This is a genomic window from Nonomuraea sp. NPDC052265 (assembly GCF_044547985.1).
GTDB lineage: Bacteria > Actinomycetota > Actinomycetes > Streptosporangiales > Streptosporangiaceae > Nonomuraea.
In genome coordinates this window covers 13,739-30,659 of record NZ_JBIUBJ010000025.1, presented here as the reverse complement: position 1 = coordinate 30,659, position 16,921 = coordinate 13,739, and the positions used below count along the sequence as shown (strand labels likewise).

Annotated in this window: 15 protein-coding genes; 5 read left to right on the top strand and 10 right to left on the bottom strand. The window is 72.4% G+C overall.

Features of this window, described 5'->3' with window-relative positions; genetic code table 11:
* Window positions 1-10: 10 nt before the first annotated feature.
* On the bottom strand, window positions 11-1,258 hold the full coding sequence (gene lhgO, locus ACIHAD_RS41970; RefSeq protein ID WP_397360396.1) for an L-2-hydroxyglutarate oxidase: 1,248 nt from the start codon (window positions 1,256-1,258) through the stop codon (window positions 11-13).
* A 15-nt stretch (window positions 1,259-1,273) separates the two neighbouring features.
* Between lhgO and ACIHAD_RS41965 the strand changes: the two genes are divergently transcribed.
* Window positions 1,274-1,645, top strand: a complete 372-nt coding sequence (locus ACIHAD_RS41965) for a hypothetical protein (RefSeq protein WP_397360395.1) — start codon at window positions 1,274-1,276, stop codon at window positions 1,643-1,645.
* Between the two features lie 4 nt (window positions 1,646-1,649).
* On the opposite strand, the gene ACIHAD_RS41960 is transcribed toward ACIHAD_RS41965, so the two are convergent.
* Window positions 1,650-2,648 carry a hypothetical protein gene (locus ACIHAD_RS41960; protein WP_397360393.1) on the bottom strand — a complete coding sequence of 333 codons (999 nt, stop codon included), beginning with the start codon at window positions 2,646-2,648 and terminating at the stop codon, window positions 1,650-1,652.
* Between the two features lie 35 nt (window positions 2,649-2,683).
* Window positions 2,684-3,955: an MATE family efflux transporter gene (locus ACIHAD_RS41955; protein WP_397360392.1), complete on the bottom strand. Its 1,272-nt coding sequence runs from the start codon at window positions 3,953-3,955 to the stop codon at window positions 2,684-2,686.
* A gap of 70 nt (window positions 3,956-4,025) precedes the next feature.
* On the opposite strand from ACIHAD_RS41955, the gene ACIHAD_RS41950 reads away from it, so the two are divergent.
* The gene (locus tag ACIHAD_RS41950) at window positions 4,026-4,994 is read left to right on the top strand and encodes an aldo/keto reductase (RefSeq protein WP_397360391.1); all 969 of its coding nucleotides are present in this window, start codon (window positions 4,026-4,028) and stop codon (window positions 4,992-4,994) included.
* A 147-nt stretch (window positions 4,995-5,141) separates the two neighbouring features.
* Here the strand turns inward: ACIHAD_RS41950 and thpR are convergent, their stop codons facing one another.
* The 4 genes from thpR to ACIHAD_RS41930 all read right to left on the bottom strand — a co-directional run bounded on the left by thpR (window position 5,142) and on the right by ACIHAD_RS41930 (window position 9,012).
* A complete protein-coding gene (gene thpR / locus ACIHAD_RS41945) occupies window positions 5,142-5,699 on the bottom strand; it encodes an RNA 2',3'-cyclic phosphodiesterase (RefSeq protein WP_397360390.1) in 558 nt (185 codons plus the stop codon).
* A 30-nt stretch (window positions 5,700-5,729) separates the two neighbouring features.
* Complete coding sequence (locus tag ACIHAD_RS41940; protein WP_397360389.1) at window positions 5,730-6,971, bottom strand: MFS transporter; 1,242 nt, start codon at window positions 6,969-6,971, stop codon at window positions 5,730-5,732.
* Window positions 6,972-6,994: 23 nt separating this feature from the next.
* Window positions 6,995-7,441, bottom strand: a complete 447-nt coding sequence (locus tag ACIHAD_RS41935) for a MarR family winged helix-turn-helix transcriptional regulator (protein ID WP_397360387.1) — start codon at window positions 7,439-7,441, stop codon at window positions 6,995-6,997.
* 125 nt (window positions 7,442-7,566) lie between these two features.
* Complete coding sequence (locus ACIHAD_RS41930; RefSeq protein ID WP_397360386.1) at window positions 7,567-9,012, bottom strand: NCS2 family permease; 1,446 nt, start codon at window positions 9,010-9,012, stop codon at window positions 7,567-7,569.
* An 82-nt stretch (window positions 9,013-9,094) separates the two neighbouring features.
* Here ACIHAD_RS41930 and ACIHAD_RS41925 point away from each other — a divergent pair, with 82 nt between their 5' ends.
* Together ACIHAD_RS41925 and ACIHAD_RS41920 are read left to right on the top strand one after the other, a co-directional pair.
* The gene (locus ACIHAD_RS41925; protein ID WP_358298770.1) at window positions 9,095-9,307 is read left to right on the top strand and encodes a DUF2530 domain-containing protein; all 213 of its coding nucleotides are present in this window, start codon (window positions 9,095-9,097) and stop codon (window positions 9,305-9,307) included.
* Between the two features lie 80 nt (window positions 9,308-9,387).
* Window positions 9,388-10,878 (top strand): alpha/beta fold hydrolase, encoded by a 1,491-nt coding sequence (locus ACIHAD_RS41920; RefSeq protein WP_397360385.1) that lies wholly within the window; start codon window positions 9,388-9,390, stop codon window positions 10,876-10,878.
* 39 nt (window positions 10,879-10,917) lie between these two features.
* Here ACIHAD_RS41920 and ACIHAD_RS41915 read toward each other — a convergent pair whose 3' ends face one another.
* Both ACIHAD_RS41915 and ACIHAD_RS41910 read right to left on the bottom strand, forming a co-directional pair.
* On the bottom strand, window positions 10,918-13,950 hold the full coding sequence (locus ACIHAD_RS41915; RefSeq protein ID WP_397360384.1) for a sacsin N-terminal ATP-binding-like domain-containing protein: 3,033 nt from the start codon (window positions 13,948-13,950) through the stop codon (window positions 10,918-10,920).
* An 87-nt stretch (window positions 13,951-14,037) separates the two neighbouring features.
* On the bottom strand, window positions 14,038-14,838 hold the full coding sequence (locus ACIHAD_RS41910; RefSeq protein ID WP_397360383.1) for a DUF3027 domain-containing protein: 801 nt from the start codon (window positions 14,836-14,838) through the stop codon (window positions 14,038-14,040).
* 167 nt (window positions 14,839-15,005) lie between these two features.
* Here ACIHAD_RS41910 and ACIHAD_RS41905 point away from each other — a divergent pair, with 167 nt between their 5' ends.
* Window positions 15,006-16,472, top strand: a complete 1,467-nt coding sequence (locus ACIHAD_RS41905; protein WP_397360382.1) for an MFS transporter — start codon at window positions 15,006-15,008, stop codon at window positions 16,470-16,472.
* On the opposite strand, the gene ACIHAD_RS41900 is transcribed toward ACIHAD_RS41905, so the two are convergent.
* Window positions 16,469-16,864 carry a cold-shock protein gene (locus tag ACIHAD_RS41900; RefSeq protein WP_397360381.1) on the bottom strand — a complete coding sequence of 132 codons (396 nt, stop codon included), beginning with the start codon at window positions 16,862-16,864 and terminating at the stop codon, window positions 16,469-16,471. The genes ACIHAD_RS41905 and ACIHAD_RS41900 overlap by 4 nt on opposite strands.
* Window positions 16,865-16,921 lie beyond the last annotated feature (57 nt).

Genomic DNA, 16,921 nt, shown 5'->3' with positions numbered 1-16,921 from the left:
AAGGATGCCCTCATCGGGAGAGTGCTGGGACAATTCCGGCAATATGCCGGGCAATTGCCAGACTTGACGTCGCCGCGGGCGAAGGCGCGTTGCGGACCAGCACCACGCCGCCCTGGACGTCGACCACGAAGTCGTCCACCAGCCGGCCGTCCCTGGCGACGGCCTGGGCCCGTACGCCGCCGCCGGTCCTGACGAGGTCGGCGGCGGTGAGCTCGGGCACGTACCGGCGGGCGGCTTTGACGAAGGCGCTCTTGACGAGAGAGCCGTAGACCTCTTTGACCCCGGTACGCCAGTGGGTGCGAGCCATGCGAAGTGTCCCCGGCCAACGCATTATTTGACCGAGATTTCGTACATCTCGCCATCTGTAGCCTTCGTAGGCCAGGGCCAGCACCGCGTTCGGCCCCACCAGGACCTCGTCGTCGATGTGCCTGGTCAGATGCACGCCCAGGAACGGGTAACGCGGGTCGGGCACCGGGTAGATCAGCCCGCGCACCAGCTCCTTCGCCGCCCCGGCCAGCGCGTAGTATTCGCCCCGGAACGGCACGATCCGTACGTCCCCCGGCGCCCCGGCCATCCTGGCGACCGCGTCCGTGCCGAGCCCGCCGCAGACCACCAGCCGGTCGAAGGTGAACCGCCCGCCCCCGGCCAGCACCTGGACGCCCCTCGACGTCTCGCGGATCGCCCGGACGTGGTGCGACAGGCGTACCGAGCCGCCCATCCGCGCCACGTCGAGCGCGAGCGCGCGGGCGACGGCGGGGAAGTCGGCGATGGCGGTGTGCGGCGAGTGGATCGCGGCGACGCCGACCGCGTGCGGCTCGATCTCGCGCAGGCCGAGGCCGTCCAGCTCGGCGAGGCCGGGGACGCCGTTGGCCCGCGCCCGCTCGGCCAGCGCCCGCAGCGGCGCCCGCTCGGCCCGCGTACTGGCCACGACCAGCTTGCCGACCTCGCGGTAGGGCAGCCCGTGCTCGGCGCAGTACGCCCTGAGCAGCGCCACGCCCTCCCGGCACAACCTGGCCTTGAGCGAGCCCGGCGGGTAGTAGATCCCGGCGTGCACGACGCCGCTGTTGTGCCCGGTCTGGTGGGCGCCGACGCGCGGCTCCTTGTCCAGCACGGTCACCTCGGCGCCCCGGGCGGCGGCCAGCTCGCGCGCCACGGCCAGCCCGACGATCCCCGCTCCGACGACACCGATCTTTTCCGTCACACACCTGATTTTCCTGGTAAAGGCCGCCCTGCCGCCATACCCGGGCGAATCGAACATGAGTACGATGGGCTCATGTATGTCCCGCCAGAGTGGCCCGCCGAGGTCCGTCCGCCCAGCGTCCCCGACTGGGAGACCTCGGCGGTGGCCTGGCTGCTCGACGCGGTGCCGCCCGACTACCGGGCCTACGAAGTGCTGAGGCGGCACCCGGTGGCCCTGGCCGGCATGGCCAGGCATCACGTCCGGTCGGCGGTCGAGGCCGCCCGCGCGGGCTATCGCGGCGCGGCCGTCGACCTCAAGGGCCACCTGCCGCCGCACGCCATCGAGGCCGTGCTCGACACCTACCGCCAGGAGGGGCCGCGGCTGGTGCGCCTGTCGCGCTCGATCGAGGTGGTCGAGCGCGCGCTGCGCGGCGACATGTTCACCGCGACCATGCGCAACCCCTGACGGCTCAGCGGGTGCGGCGCGCGATGAAGGTGATCACACCGGTCGCGCCCGCGGCCGCGGCCAGCCAGATCAGCACGTCCTTGGCCGTCAGGCCGCTCGGCTCCGCGGTGTCGGACGGGCGCGCGCTCTCCTGGGCGGCGACGGGCTTCGGCGTGGGCGTGCGCGTGGCCTGGGCCCGCTCGGGCAGCGGCACCCGGTAGACCGGGCTGTTCGGACCCTCCGAGCCGACCAGCAGGGCCTTGCCGTCGGCGGTGTAGGCGATCGACTCGGCCTGCCGCAGCTCCGGCATGGTGACCTGGGCGAGGGTCTCCCCCGAGGGGCGGTAGAGGGTCGCCGAGAAGTACGTGCGGATGACGTAGGAGGAGCCGTCGGGGGCGTAGGCGGCGTCCGTGGCCATGATCGGGGCCGCGGCGACCCTGCGCAGCACGTTGACCTTGTCGGTGCGCAGCTGCTTGGGCGCGGCGTAGACGGACCCGGAGAACTCCTTGGACACGACGTAGAGGCGGCCGGTGCGCGGGTTGATCATGATGCCCTCGGCGTTGCGGCCGCCGCCGGCGTAGCGGAACCGGTAGCGGGTGGCCGGCAGCGTGGCGTCGCGGAGCGTCCGCGGCTCGGCGACCTTGTAGATCGACACGTCGGGCCAGGCGCCGTCGAGGTTGTCGCCGATGTCGGCGAACCAGAGCGTGCCCTGCCCGGTGGCGGGGTCTCTGGTCGCGGCCATGGCCTCCCAGTCCCTGGCCTGGGCGCCGCGCAGGTGGAAGGTGGCCTTCGTACGCCCGTCGGCGCCGACCGCGTAGAAGACGGGGGCGGCGGAGCTGTCGTTGTGGGTGTAGAAGACGTTCTCGTGCGTGGGCGAGACGGCCAGGCCGCTCGACTCGGTGATGTTCCGGTCCTTGAACGTGAACACCTTCTCCGGCCCGTCGTCGTCCGCCCACGCCGGAGCCGCCGACAGCACGAACGTCGCCGCCACGGCGGCCAGAACCCGGAACACGACATCCCCCACTTCGCCATCATGCCCCACGACTCCGCCCGGAGCGCTCAGGCCACCGCCTCGGCCGCGCCCACGCGGGCGCTGTGGCGGCGGAACCCGGCCCCCTGGAGCACCAGCAACAGGCCGTTGGCCGCCGCCATGGCCACCCAGAGCCCGTCGATCCCCCACGTCCGCGCGACCGGCACGGCGGCCGCCAGGAGCGCGCCGTAGCCGAGGACGAAGTAGGCCAGGCTCGCCCCGGACCGCTTGAGCGCGGTCAGCCCGATGCCCTGGACGCCCTGCGCGGCGTCGGCCAGCGACGACAGCAGCATCAGGGGCAGCAGCCCGAGTGCCCGCTCGCGGACGGCCGCGTCGCCGGTGAACAGCCCGAGCACCTGCTCGCCCAGCAGGAGCAGCGCCAGGGCGGCGGTCAGCGTGCCGGCGACGGCGAGCAGCGCGGCGGTGCGGTTGGCCCGCCGCGCCCCGGCCGGGTCACGGGCGCGGGCCACCTCGGGCACCGACGCCTGCGCCACGGAGAGCGAGGCCATCATGATGAGGCCGGCGAGCGTGGTCAGCACCGCGTGCGCGGCGGTGTCGCGGGCGCCGGTGGTGCTCGCGGCGAACGTGACCACGCCGAGCACCCCGAACTTGATCAGCACGGTCGCCGCCAGCGGGACGCTGACCCTGGCCAGACGGACGATCTCGGCCGTCCTGGGCCGTGCCTGCCCGATCGGCCGCCCGAGCGCGCGGCGCAGGTTGAGGCTCGCCACGACCGCGGCCACCACCCCCGCCACCACCCAGGCCAGGCCCACGCCGTCGAGCCCGAGCCGCGGCGCCAGGACCACGGTCAGGGCGCTCAGCACCAGGCCGAAGGTCAGGCTCGGCCACAACACGTCGCGGCTGCGCCCGAGCGCCACCAGGATCGTGCTCGCGCCGCCGGTCGAGCCGAAGACCAGCAGGTAGGCGGCGAGGAACCAGGGCAGCAGGCCCAGTTCGCCGACCACCTCCTCGGGCACCCCGCTCACCCGCGCGAGCACGGGCACGCAGAGCACCGCGAGCGCCCCCAGCGTGCCGGTGGCCAGGCTGAGCCAGCGCGCGTCCCGTACGACGGGCACCGCCGCGCCCGGATCGTCCCGGTACGGCGCCACGAACGGCCCGAGCCCCCGCAACGCGCCCTGCACGGCGGCCATGGCGGGATTGAGCACCGCCGTCATCACCGCGAAGGCGGCCAGCGCGACCGTCTCGTGGTTGCCGAGCACGGACGTGACCACCAGCGTGCCCACCATGCCCATGACCATCGCCAGGAAGATCGGCAACGCGGCGCGGAGAAGGACGATCACGACGACCCCGCGCAGATCATGAACCCAGCCTATGGCCTGGAGCGCACTCCAGGTACTTAGTGTGGACCCCATGGACTATGTCAACCTCGGACGCAGCGGCCTCCAGGTGAGCCCGCTCTGCCTCGGCACGATGAACTTCGGCCCGCTGACCTCGGAGGAAGACTCCTTCGCGATCATGGACAAGGCCCACGACCTGGGCATCAACTTCTTCGACACCGCGAACGTCTACGGCTGGAAGAAGGGCGAGGGAATCACGGAGAACATCCTGGGCCGCTGGTTCGCCCAGGGCGGCGGCCGCCGCGAGCGCACGGTCATCGCGACCAAGCTCTACGGCGACATGGGCGACTGGCCCAACGAGCGCCGCCTGTCGGCGCTGAACATCCGCCGGGCCTGCGACGCCTCGCTCAAGCGCATGCAGACCGACTACATCGACGTCTACCAGGCCCACCACGTCGACCGGAACACGCCTTTCGACGAGTTCTGGGAGGCCATGGAGGTCCTGCGCCAGCAGGGCAAGATCATCTATGTGGGCTCGTCCAACTTCGCGGGCTGGCACATCGCCAAGGCCCAGGAGACGGCGGCGCGGCGCGGCACGTTCGGGCTGACCAGCGAGCAGAGCCACTACAACCTGCTCACCAGGGCGGTGGAGCTGGAGGTGCTGCCCGCCTGCGAGGACTACGGCATCGGCGTGATCCCGTGGAGCCCGCTGGCCGGCGGCCTGCTGGGCGGCGTCCTGCGCAAGATCGACAAGGGGCGGTCCGCCTCCGACACCATGGTCAGGGAGCTGGACAAGCACCGGGACAAGATCGAGGCGTACGAGAAGCTCTGCGACGAGCTGGGCGAGGACCCGGCGTACGTGGCGCTGGCCTGGCTGCTCAGGCAGCGCGCGGTCACCGCCCCGATCATCGGCCCGCGCACGCTGGAGCAGCTCGAAGGCAGCATGCGCACCCTGGAGATCGAACTGGACGACGCCACCCTGGCCCGCCTCGACGAGATCTTCCCCGGCCACAGCACCGCGCCGGAGGACTACGCCTGGTGAGACCGCGACCGGCCGGGCCCGGCACGACCGCGGGCCCGGCCGCCCGGAGCGGCTCAGGTCAGCAGGGCACCCAGGATGACGATGAGGAACAGCAGGCCGAGCACGAGAGGCAGCAGCCAGGGGCGAGGACGGTCCACGACCTGGAGCCTAGCCCTGCTTCACCGGTGCGAGCGCCCAATCGCCGAGTGACTCGTACCTCACCTGGGGTCCGGTGTGGCTGCGGAACAGGTGCAGCCGCTCGGCCCGCCAGGGCGTCCCGGCGAAGGCCGCCAGCGACTCCACCAGGTCCCTGAGGTCCGTGTCCGTCCTGGCCCTGGCCAGGGTGAGGTGCGCGTGGAACCGTTTCTCGTCGGTCTGCGGGGCGCCCGCGCGGCGGCCGGCCGCGCGGGCCGAGTCGGCCAGCCGGGTCATGGGGTCGCCCGCGACCCCCGCCCACAGCACCCTTGCCCGCCGCGCCGAGGAGAACGCCCCGGCCCCGGCGAGGGCCAGGTCGAGCACCGTGTGCCGGTGGGCGGCCCGCGCCAGGCGCGCCTCCAGGTCGGGCAGCGCCCGCTCGGGCACCTCGCCGTAGAAGGCCAGCGTGATGTGCCAGGTGGGGCGGCCCGCCCAGCGCAGCCCCGTCACCTGCCCGACGTACGGCGCCACGGCGCGCTCGACCTCGTCGAGCGCCTCCTCAGGCGGGACCACGGCCGCGAAGAGCCTCATGTCATGCGATTGTCCCCGGACGGGGACGGCTCACGCCATCGCCAGTGCCGGCCTGGCCATCCGGTTGCCGATCAGCTTGGTCACCAGCACCGCGAGCCCGGTCCCCACCAGGACGAGCACGCCCGACAGCAGCACGCCCGCACGCGGCCCGCCCAGCTCCGACAGCCACCCGATCAGCGGCGCCCCCACGGGCGCCCCGCCGGTGAAGACGAGCATGTAGATGCCCATGACCCGGCCCCGCATCTCGGGGGACGTGGCGATCTGCACGCTGGCGTTCGCGGCCGTGTTGATGGTGATCAACGCGACGCCGGTCGGGACGAGCAGCAGCAGATAGACGGGGTAGAAGGGGGCCAGCCCGGTCAGCACCTGGAACAGCCCGAACCCGATCGCCCCGGAGAAGAGCACTTTGCGCGAGAGCCTGGCCCGCCGCGCCGCCAGCAGCGCGCCGCCCAGCGCGCCCACCGCGAACATGCTGGAGGCCAGCCCGAACGACGACGCCCCCGCGCCGAACACCTCGCGGGCCATCAGCGCGATCGACATCGAGAACGACTGCGAGAACATCGACACGAAGCCGATCAGCAGGATCGGCATGAGCAGTTCCTGGCGCCCCAGGACGTACCGCAGCCCCTCCCGGAGCTGGCCCTTGGCCCTGGGCACCGGCTCGGACAGGTTGAGCTCGGACCTGCGCATGAAGATCAGGCTGGAGATCACCGCGCCGAAGGTGAGCGCGTTGATCAGGAAGATCGGTCCCGTGCCGCCCAGCACGGAGATCAGGATGCCGGCCAGCGCCGGGCCGACCACGCGGGCGAGGTTGAAGATGGAGCTGTTCAGGGCGATGGCGTTGGGCAGGTCCTGCCGTCCGACCATCTCGACCACGAACGCCTGCCTGGTCGGCACCTCGACGCAGGAGATCATGCCGAGCAGGAACGCCATCACGAACACGTGCCAGACCTGCGCGGTGCCGGTCATGGTCAGCACGCCGATGGTGAGCGCGAGCACCGCCATCATCGACTGGGCGGCGATGAGGATGGGCCGCTTGGGGTAGCGGTCGGCGAGCACGCCGCCGAAGAGCCCGAACAACAACATCGGCAGGAACTGCAGCGCGGTCGCCAGCCCGAGGGCCGCCGCGCTGCCTCCCGCGCCGTGCGGGCCCTTGGTCAGGTCGAGCACCAGCCAGTCCTGGGCGGTGCGCTGCAGCCAGGTGCCGACGTTGGAGACGGCGCCACCTGCCGCGAACATGCGATAGTTGCGAACCTTGAGCGACCGGAACATCCCGGTCTTGGGTTGCTCAGGCTCTATATCTTGCTGAGCTTCTCCAGGATCGGCGCCGCCTGCCGCAGGATCGACCGCTCCTCCGGCGAGAGCTCCTTCAGCCGCTGTGTCAGCCACGCCTCCTTGCGGCGGCGTTCCTCCTTCAGCAACGTCTGGGCGGCCTCGGTCACGGTCACGCTCACCTGACGCCGGTCGGTCGGGTGCGGGGTGCGTGCGACCAGGCCGCGTTCCTCTAGCGCGGCGATCACGCGCGTCATCGAGGGCGGTTGCACCTTCTCTAGCTCGGCCAATTCGCCGGGGGTTATCCCGGAATGCCGTTCCACGGCGGCGAGCGTCGCGAACTGGGTGGGCGTCAGCGAGTGCGCCGCCGCCTGACGCCGGAGTCGCCTGGTCAGCCTTGCCATCGACACGCGCAGGGCTGAGGCCAGGCCCGCGTCGCTGCGCAGGTCCATCTTGGGCTGGTTGTTCATTAGCACGTCTCATTACCTTTGCTAACTATATGCGAAGGCAAGATATTTCCCTGGGTCAGATTCGTCTCACCCCTTGATACCCCGAAGCCGCCCCACATGCGCGGGGCGGCTCCTGGATGTCGGGGTCAGATCCCGATCGCGGCCCGGATCGGGCCGATCGCGAAGTAGAGGACGAACAGCGCGGTGACGCCCCACATCAGCGGATGCACCTCGCGCGCCTTGCCCCGTACGATCTTGACCAGCACGTAGCTGATGAAGCCCGCGCCGATGCCGTTCGAGATGGAGTAGGTGAACGGCATGACCACGATGGTGAGGAACGCCGGGATGGCGATCTCGTAGTCGTCCCAGTCGATGTCGCGGATGGCGGTCATCATCAGGAAGCCGACGACGACCAGCGCGGGCGTGGCGGCCTCGTAGGGCACGACGGCGACCAGCGGCGCGAAGAAGATGGCCACCAGGAACAGCACGCCGGTGACCACGCTGGCCAGACCGGTCCGCGCGCCCTCGCCGACGCCGGCGGCCGACTCGATGTAGGTGGTGTTCGACGAGACCGAGCCGGCGCCGCCCGCCGCCGCGGCGATCGAGTCGACGAGCAGGATCTCCTTGGTACGCGGCAGCGTGCCGTCGGCCTGGACCAGGCCCGCCTGGCGGCCGACGCCGACGATCGTGCCCATCGTGTCGAAGAAGTCCGTGATGAGCAGGGTGAACACGAACAGCACGGCCAGCAGCACGGAGATCCGGCTGAAGGCGCCGATCGGGTCGAACTCCGTGAACAGCGTCAGCGGGTTGTGGAAGCCGAAGATCTCGTCGGCCGCGGGCAGGGCGGGCACGTTGAGCTGCCAGCCGCCGGGGGCCTCCGGCGTGGCCCTGCCCAGCTTGGTCAGCACCTGGACGACGATCGCCAGCACGGTCGAGCCGACGATGCCGATCAGGATCGCGCCCTTGACCTTCCGCGCCACCATGGCGGCCGTGGCCAGCAGGCCCACGATGAACACCAGGACCGGCCAGGAGGTGAGCTGGCCGCCGATGCCCAGCTCCAGCGGTGTGCCCGCGGCCTTGCGCACGAAGCCGGCGTCCACGAAGCCGATCAGCGCGATGAACAGGCCGATGCCTACGCTGATGGCGGTCTTGAGCTGGGCCGGGATGGCGCGGAACACCGCCGTCCGCAGGCCGGTCAGCACCAGGACCGCGATGATGACGCCTTCGAGGAAGACCAGGCCCATGGCCTCCTCCCAGGTCATCATCGTGGCGATGTTGAAGGTCACGAAGGCGTTCAGCCCGAGCCCGGCGGCCATCGCGAACGGCACCCGGCCGACCAGGCCCATGATGATCGTCAGGACGCCGGCCACGAACGCCGTGCCCGCGGCGACCAGCGGCACCTGCGGGGTCGTGCCGTCACCGATGACCTGGCCCTCGATGTCCTTGCCGTAGGCGAGGATGATCGGGTTCAGCACCACGATGTAGGCCATCGTGAAGAACGTGGCCAGGCCGCCGCGCACCTCACGGGCGACCGTCGAGCCTCGTTCAGAGATTGCGAAGAAACGGTCGATTGCATTACGTATGTCACTCACGCGCCGAAGAGTGACAGTAGTGGTGAGCTGGGAAAAGTGTCCGCAATCGGATCGAGACCCGATTGGAAGCTAGGCTGGACACGTGAAGCAGCAGTGGCGCCCCGATCCCGAGCCGATCAAGACCAACGACACCGCCGCCGTCGGGGCCGGCACCGCCCTGTGGGCCGTCGCCCTGATCGTCCTGCTGATCTTCCGTCCGGCGCCCGAGAACACGTGGTGGATCTGGACCTGCGCCACCGGGGTCGGCTTCGGCCTCTTCGGCATGTGGTTCGTCAGCCGCCCGCGCCGGGGTTGACATTCATCATCTTCCGGACATCTCCGAAGTCACCAGGAACCTATGTCTCTCCCCACTACCTGGGCGAATGCCGTGCCCGCATGCTGGTCAGCATGAAGAAGGCGATGTTGACGATCCTCCTGGGCGCCGCCGTTCTCGCCGGGTGCGGCAGCCCGGGTGAGCCCGCGAAGCCGGCCGGTACCGCCGAGCAGGCCGGTCCCGCCAAGAGCTCCGTCGCCTGGAGCCCGTGCACGGGGCTGACCGGGCCCGACGGCAAGCCGCTCCCGGCCGACGCGTCCGTCCAGTGCGGGACCGTGCAGGTGCCCCTCGACCACGGCGATCCCGGCGGCCGGAAGATCGACCTGGCGTTGATCCGGGTGAAGGCCACCGGCGACCCCCTCGGCTCGCTGGTCTTCAACTTCGGCGGGCCCGGAGGGTCCGGCGTGGACACCCTGGCCCAGGTCGCGAGGGCGTTCGGCAGCCTGGGCACCCGCTACGACCTCGTCAGCTTCGACCCCCGCGGCGTCGATCGCAGCGCGGGCGTCAGGTGCGGCGGCGAACTCGACGCCCTCCTCGCCGCGCCCTCGGGGGCCGACGGCGACGCGACGTCGAAGAAGTTCGCCGCGGCCTGCGAGAAGGATTCGGGCGAGATCCTGCCCCACGTGGGCACCGTGAACGCCGCCGAAGACCTCGACCGCATCAGGGCCGCCCTCGGCGACCGGCGGCTCAACTACTTCGGCTTCTCCTACGGCACCCACCTCGGCGCCGTCTACGCCACCCGCTTCCCCGCGAACGTCGGCCGCTTCGTCCTCGACGGCGCCTTCGACCCCACCGTCACGTTCGAGGAGCGCGCCGTCACCCAGGCCACCGGCTTCGCCCACGCCTTCGAGGCGTTCGCGAAGGACTGCGTGGCGCAGACCTGCGACCTCGGCAAGGACCCGGCCGCCGTGCGGAGCGCGGTCGAGAAGCTGCTCACCGGCCTCAAGACCAAGCCGCTCAAGGTCGGCGACCGGCAGCTCACCTACGGCCTGGCCCAGCTCGCCGTCATCACCCCGCTGTACGCCAAGGCCGCCTGGCCGGTGCTGGAGCAGGCCGCCGCGGCCGGGATCAAGGGCGACGGCGCCACCCTGCTCTCCCTGGCCGACGCCTACACCGGACGGCGGCCCGACGGCACCTACTCGACCATGATGACCAGCCTTCAGGCGATCACCTGCGCCGACACCACCGAACGCCCGACCGCCGCCGACATGGCCCGGGTGGACGACAAGATCAAGAAGATCTTCCCCATCCTGTCGGCGGACGGCACCGCCACCGCCTGCGGCCACTGGCCCACGCCGGGCGACGACGCGGCCAAGCGCATCGACGCCACCGGCTCGGCGCCCATCGTGGTCATCGGGGGCAGGGGCGACCCGGCCACGCCGTACGAGTGGGCCACCCGGCTCAACGCCGAACTCAAGACCGGCGTGCTCATGACGTACGAGGGCGAGGGGCACGGCGCGTACCTGAGCGGCGACGGGTGCGTGACGCGCACGGTGGACGCGTACCTGCTGAACGGGAAGGTGCCGGCGGCGGGCGCCACCTGCCCGGCCTGACCGCGACGGCCGCCCCGGGCAGGGGGCGGCCCGACGGTGTCAGGACAGGTCGGCCTCGGCCAGCAGCAACGGCACCGCCTCCGGGTCGCGCAACATCGCGGCCACGGCCAGCCGGTCGTTCCACTGGCCGGTGGCCCAGGCCAGCCCGCGGGCCAGCCCGTCGACGCCGGTGCAGTGGACCGCGCCCTCGAAGAACCGCCACGTGCAGGCGACCCCGTCGACCAGCAGCTTCTCGTGCTCCACGTACGTCTGGGGCGCCGTCGGCAGCAGGGAGCGCACCTGGGACGGCACCTCGCGCACCTCACCCTGCGAGGTCACCTCACCGGTGGCCAGCTCACCGGCCAGCGGCAGGTCGAGCAGCTCCGACAGCGCCTCGGCCAGGTCGTAGGAGGCCAGCACCAGCGGCCGGTCGGTGACGAGCTGCAGCAGGTCGGGCGCCTCGACCACCACCGCGTCCTCGGCGGCGGCCACCACGATGTCGCCGCCGAGCACCGCGCGCACCCGCGCGGGCGGCTCGACCCGGGACGGATCGACGGCGGCCAGCGCGATCCACAACGCCCGGAGCTGGGCCCGGTCGACCTCGATCGCCGGGTCGGCCATCAGCTCCAGCAGCTCCTCCGGGCCGCCGTGGGCGGCCAGCAACTCGGTGAGCGTGGTGCGCACACCGAGCATCGACAGCGCCGCCTCGTCGAGCCCGGCCGGCGCGTCGGCGTAGAGACCTTGCAGGAGCGGGTCGGCGCCGGGCAGCCGCAGTTCAAGCGGCTTGCGACCGCCGAGCACCGGACGGTTGGCCAGCCACCACGCGGTGTAGGAGGGCACCTCCACGCCCTCGACCCGCAGCGGGTGCAGCGCGGCCCGCAGCGGCGGCCGGGTCAGCAGCGGGAGCGCCGCCTCCCAGTCGGCCACCAGCTCAAGGTCGCGCACCGCCGCGAACTCGGCCACCACCGGCGGCACCGCGAGGTCGGGCAGCAGGTCGAGCACGTGGTCGAGCCAGTCGGCCTCGCCGTCGAGGTCGTGGTCGCAGTCGTCGTGGTCGAGCAGCACGTCGGAGTCGTGCGCGACGGCGAACCCGTCGAGCACGCCCGCCGCCGCCAGCACCCGCGGCCCGTAGGTCTCCTCCAGCTCGGGCGCGGCCACGCCGAGGTGGGTGTCGGCGGCGAGCAGCCCGGCCAGCGCCCCGTCGGCGAGCATCAGCTCGCCGGCCGGGTAGAGCTCGCCGTCGGCGCCGCGCAGCGCCAGCTCGGCCAGCCACGGCGCCTCGCCGGGGACCAGCCCGGACGCCGCCACCAGCGACAACACGGCCCGCGCGACCGGCTCGGGGTCTGGGCTGTCGAGTGACTGGGCGACGGCGGCCTTGGTCAGCGGGTCTTCGAGCACGGTACGGGGTGCGGCCTCGGCCGCGCCCAGCCTGAGCAGCGCCGGATGGGCCGCCTCCGGATGCACGATGCGCAGCCCGAGCGGGGCGAGGTCGAGGTCGGCCCCGCCGTCGGTCAGGATGAGCGTGCCGCGGGGCCCGCGCACCACGCGGCCGTCGGTCAGCGGCACCGGCAGCGCGCCCAGCGACTCGGGGTCGTCGGCGGGCAGCACCGCGTACAGGGAACGCCACCAGGACGGCTCACGCGCCTCCACGGCCTCGCCGGACAGCAGGTCGACCACGTCGGCCAGCTCCACCCGGCGCACGCCCAGGGCGACCATGGCGGGATGCCTGGCGGGCCACCCGGCGGGCAGCAGCCCCGGCACGAAGTCGGCCACGGTGTCGAGCAGCTCGGCGGTGGCACCGGCCACGACGGCCGCCTCCCGGCCCGCGACCACCCAGCCGTCGTCCTCGGGCTCCCGCGCCGGATGCTCGACCCGCCACTCGGCGTCGGGCTCGTAGACCTCGGCCTCGGCGAAGGAGGGCGTCTGGACCGCGGGCGCGGGCGCCGACAGCGCGGGCAGCAGCGGCGCGGACGGCAGGCGTTCGAGCACGGCCCGCCGGACGCGGGCGTCGAGCTCGCCCTTGCCCATGAGGGACGGCACCAGGTCGAGCAGCCTGGACGTGCGGGGCAGCTCGCCCAGCAGCCGGACGTAGGCGTCGGCCACCCGCTCGACCAGGAAGTCGGTGAGCGGCCCCTTGGCGACGTGCCGCCGGTCGGTGGCCATGGGGAAGGACGCGATCAGCAGCGCGGGCAGGTCGATCGGCTCGTCGCTGGGCGTCGGGGCGTGAACGACGGGCGGCACGGCGGCGGGCAGCGGGCCGGGCTCGCCGGTGCCGGTGACGGGCACCGCCCAGCGCAGCGACCAGAAGGGCCGCGCCCGCTCCTCGGTCGGCCGGTCGGCGAACAGCCTGGCGACCTCGCCGGGGGTGAACTCGCCGGACTCCGACACCACGTGCCAGCCGTCGGCCACGACCGTGCGGGTGGCGCCGTCGAGGTCGATCTCGATGGCCTCCAGCGCGGGCAGGCCGAGCAGCAGCGCCGGGCTGGTCTCGGCCAGCATCACGCGGACGGCGTCGACCGCCGCGGCGTCGCGCAGCGGCAGCCGGACGATCGTGTCGAACCCGTCGGGCACCTCCAGCGGCGGCGCGTCGAACGGCAACCTGAGCAGCGGCACGTGGCCCGCCCGGTCGGCCAGCTCGCCCGCCAGCACGGGGACGCCGGCGACCAGCTCGGACGTGCCGGCGCGCGACCAGCGCACCGAGCCGCCGCCGCGCGAGCCGATGGCCGGCTCGTCGCAGACGGAGACGACGGCCGCGAAGCCCACGCCGAACCGGCCGGCCGCGCCGATCTCGTCGCGCTTGCCCGACACGCGCAGCGTGGACAGGCCCTCCACGCCGGTCGCGTCGAGGGGGGCGCCGGTGTTGGCGGCCGTCAGCACGTCGCCGCGCAACGTCAGCCGCAACGCCCCTGGCACCCCCGCGCGCAGCGCCGCGTCGGCGGCGTTCTGGGCGAGCTCGACGATCAGCCGGTCGCGGTAGCCGCCGAGCGCGAAGTCCTCCTCGGCGTTGGCGTCCTCGCGGAAGCGGGCGGGCGAGGCCGTCCAGGCGGAGAGGACGGCGGCTCGCATCCGGTCAGTGCCAAAGGTGTCGGTCATCGATCACGATCCTGGTCGATTGAAGAGGGGCCAGGGTAGGTTAGCCCCCCTGACCGACGAAACCGCCGTCCCGCGCTCGCGCCCCGGTCAGGAGTGGCCGAGCTCCTCGGTGGCCGATTCGTCCACCGAGCCCTCTTCCTCCTCGATCAGGTCGTAACCCAGGTCGTCGAGGATCGGGATGGCCTGCTCGACCGGCGGGGGCAGCACGGCCGCCTCCGAGTGGGCGCCGCAGCCGTGGTCGGCGGCGACGACCTTGCCGTCGTCGGGGGCGTACTCGTTGGTGCAGACGCCGAACGACAGCCGCAGCTCACCGGAGAGCAGCCAGTAGAACCCGCAGGTGGAGCACTGCGCGGGCGCGGCGTGTGCGATCGGAGTGTGCGGCCCGTGCTCGCCCGCGTGCCAGCGTCTGGCAGCCCGGTCTCTGCCGATGGCCGAGAGCACACGGGCTCGGCCCAGGCCGTACTCGAAAACCATCTGGCGGTCGGCATCTTCGTCGAGCTCGGTGAAACCGGGCGCCAGCCTGTCGTCGTCGTCGGGGGTCGGCAGCAGGTCGCCGACGCCCAGGTCGCCCGGCCGCAGCCGCTCGCTCCACGGCAGCCACTCGGGGGCGAGCAGCGCCCCCGAGCCGGGCAGCAGCACGGCCTCGCTGACCGTGACCTTTTTCGCGCGCGAGGCGCGGGTGACCGTGACGGCCCACCGCCAGCCGCGATAGGCCCGGTCGAGGCAGGCGAAGTAGTGGGTGACGATCCGGTCGCCCTCGCTCTCGAAGCCGAGGTGCTCGCCGGGCTCGCCGGGGTGCGCCAGCTCCTGCGCCGCGGCGCGCGCCAGATCGACTGCGGCGACACAGGCCTGGTCGGGAGCGGGGACGCGGGCCCGGGTGCGGCTCATCGGGCCGCCTCCGCCTGAAGGTGCTGTTCGCTCACACTTCATTCTCACCCATAGGCGGACCTGGCAGACCCACAACCGCCGATCCGAGGCTGAGAACTGGGGTGAATCGGGTAAGACTGGTAACCGTGGGGGGCGGCTGGGAGCGGGCTCGGGACATCTCGCGGCGGATGGGTCATGCCATCGGCGGCGCGGGGCGTGCCGGCGTACGCGCGGGCCGGGCCACCGCGGGCGGCACCGTCCGGGCCGGCCGCGCCACGGCCAGGGGCGCGCACAAGGTCGGCAGGGCGACCAGGAAACTCACCTACGCGGGGGGCGCGGGCCGTACGGGGCTCGGGCGGCTGATCGAGCTGTCGGCCGGCAGCAGCGCCGCCGACGCGCTGGTCACGGTCGCGCTGGCCAGCACGGTGTTCTTCGGCGTGCCGGTCGGCGAGGCGCGCGGGTCGGTCGCGCTCTACCTGGTCATCACGATGTTGCCGTTCGGGCTGCTCGCGCCGTTCGTGGGGCCGATCCTCGACCGGTTCAGGTCGGGGCGCCGCTACGTGATGGCGGGCACGCTGTTCGGCCGGGGGCTGCTCTGCTTCGCCATGGCCGCCGCGGTCGGGGCGGGCGACCTGCCGACGCTGTTCATCGGCGCGCTGGGCGTGCTGGTGCTGTCGAAGGCGTACAACGTGTCCAGGGCGGCGATCATGCCGAGCGTGCTGCCCGCCGACATCACGCTGGTCTCGGCCAACGCGCGGGTGGCGCTGTTCACGCTGATGGCGGCCGGGGTCGCGGTGCCGGTCGGCGCGGGGCTGACCGCGTGGCTGGGCAGCGCCGTGGTGCTGCGCGTGGCCATGCCGGCCTTCCTGCTGCTCGGCGTCGCCGCCGTACGCCTGCCGCGGCACGTCGACTCGCCCGACCAGGAGGAGGAGGGCGTGGCGCCGCGCTGGCGCACCCTGCTCAAGGTGGGCCCGGCGGTGGCCGAGGCGGTCTGGGCCAACGTGGCGCTCCGGATCTTCTCCGGTTTCCTGCTGTTCTTCCTGCTCTTCCTGGTCCAGGACAAGGCGGTGCCGTGGCTGGCCCAGCCGGCGGCGGCCACCTCGTTCTTCGACGTGCCGAAGACGATCGCGCTGCTCGCCCTCGCCGCCGGGCTGGGCGGCCTGGCCGGCGCCGCGGTCGCCAACTGGACGCGCAACCACGCCCCCCAGGTGATCGTGCTGGTCACGCTGGCGGTGACGGCGGCGACCACGATCGCCACGGCCGTCCTCTTCGACGTGTGGACGGCCCTGGCGGTCTCGCTGGTCACGGCGTTCGCCCAGGAGCTGGGCAAGCTCGCGCTCGACGCGATCGTGCAGCGGGAGATCGGCGAGGAGGTGCGCTCGTCCACGTTCGGGGTGGTCGAGGCGGTGCTGCAGTTCGCCTGGGTGTTCGGCGGCCTGATCGGGCTGGTGCTGTCGCTGACCCGCAGCGCCCTGGCCGGGTTCGTGGCGCCGGCGGTCGTGCTGACCGGCGCGCTCGGCTGGCTGCTGGTCACCAGGCGCAGGCGGGTGCGGGCGGCCGACGCCAAGCTGGCCAGGCAGCGGGCCGAGGCCCCCGATCAGCAACGGACCGAGACCCTCGACCGCACCAAACCCCTGACGAACCCGGGCGGTTAGGCGTCGAGGTCGTCCGCGACGGCCCTGAGCACCTGGGCGATCTTCTTGGCGTGCGCCGCCTCGGGGTGCTTGCCCCGCTGGTAGGAGGTCGAGACGTCGTCGAGCAGCTTGATCAGGTCTTCGACGATGACGACCATCTCGTCGGGCGTCTTCCGCTTGCCCTTGGGCTTCGTCTTGGCCAGGGTCGGCGGCTGCTCCAGGATCCGGACCGACAGCGCCTGCTGGCCCCGGCGTCCCTCGGCCACGCCGAACTCCACCTTCTGGCCTGGCTTGAGCGGGCCGGCGTTTGTGGGAAGCGCGGAGGAATGCACGAAGACCTCACCGCCGTCGTCACGGGTGAGGAAGCCGAAACCCTTGTCGGCGTCGTACCACTTGACCTTGCCACTCGGCACAGGAGGACCTCGTTCAAACAGTCGAAAAGGATGAATGGAAGTAGGTTATGCCCCGAA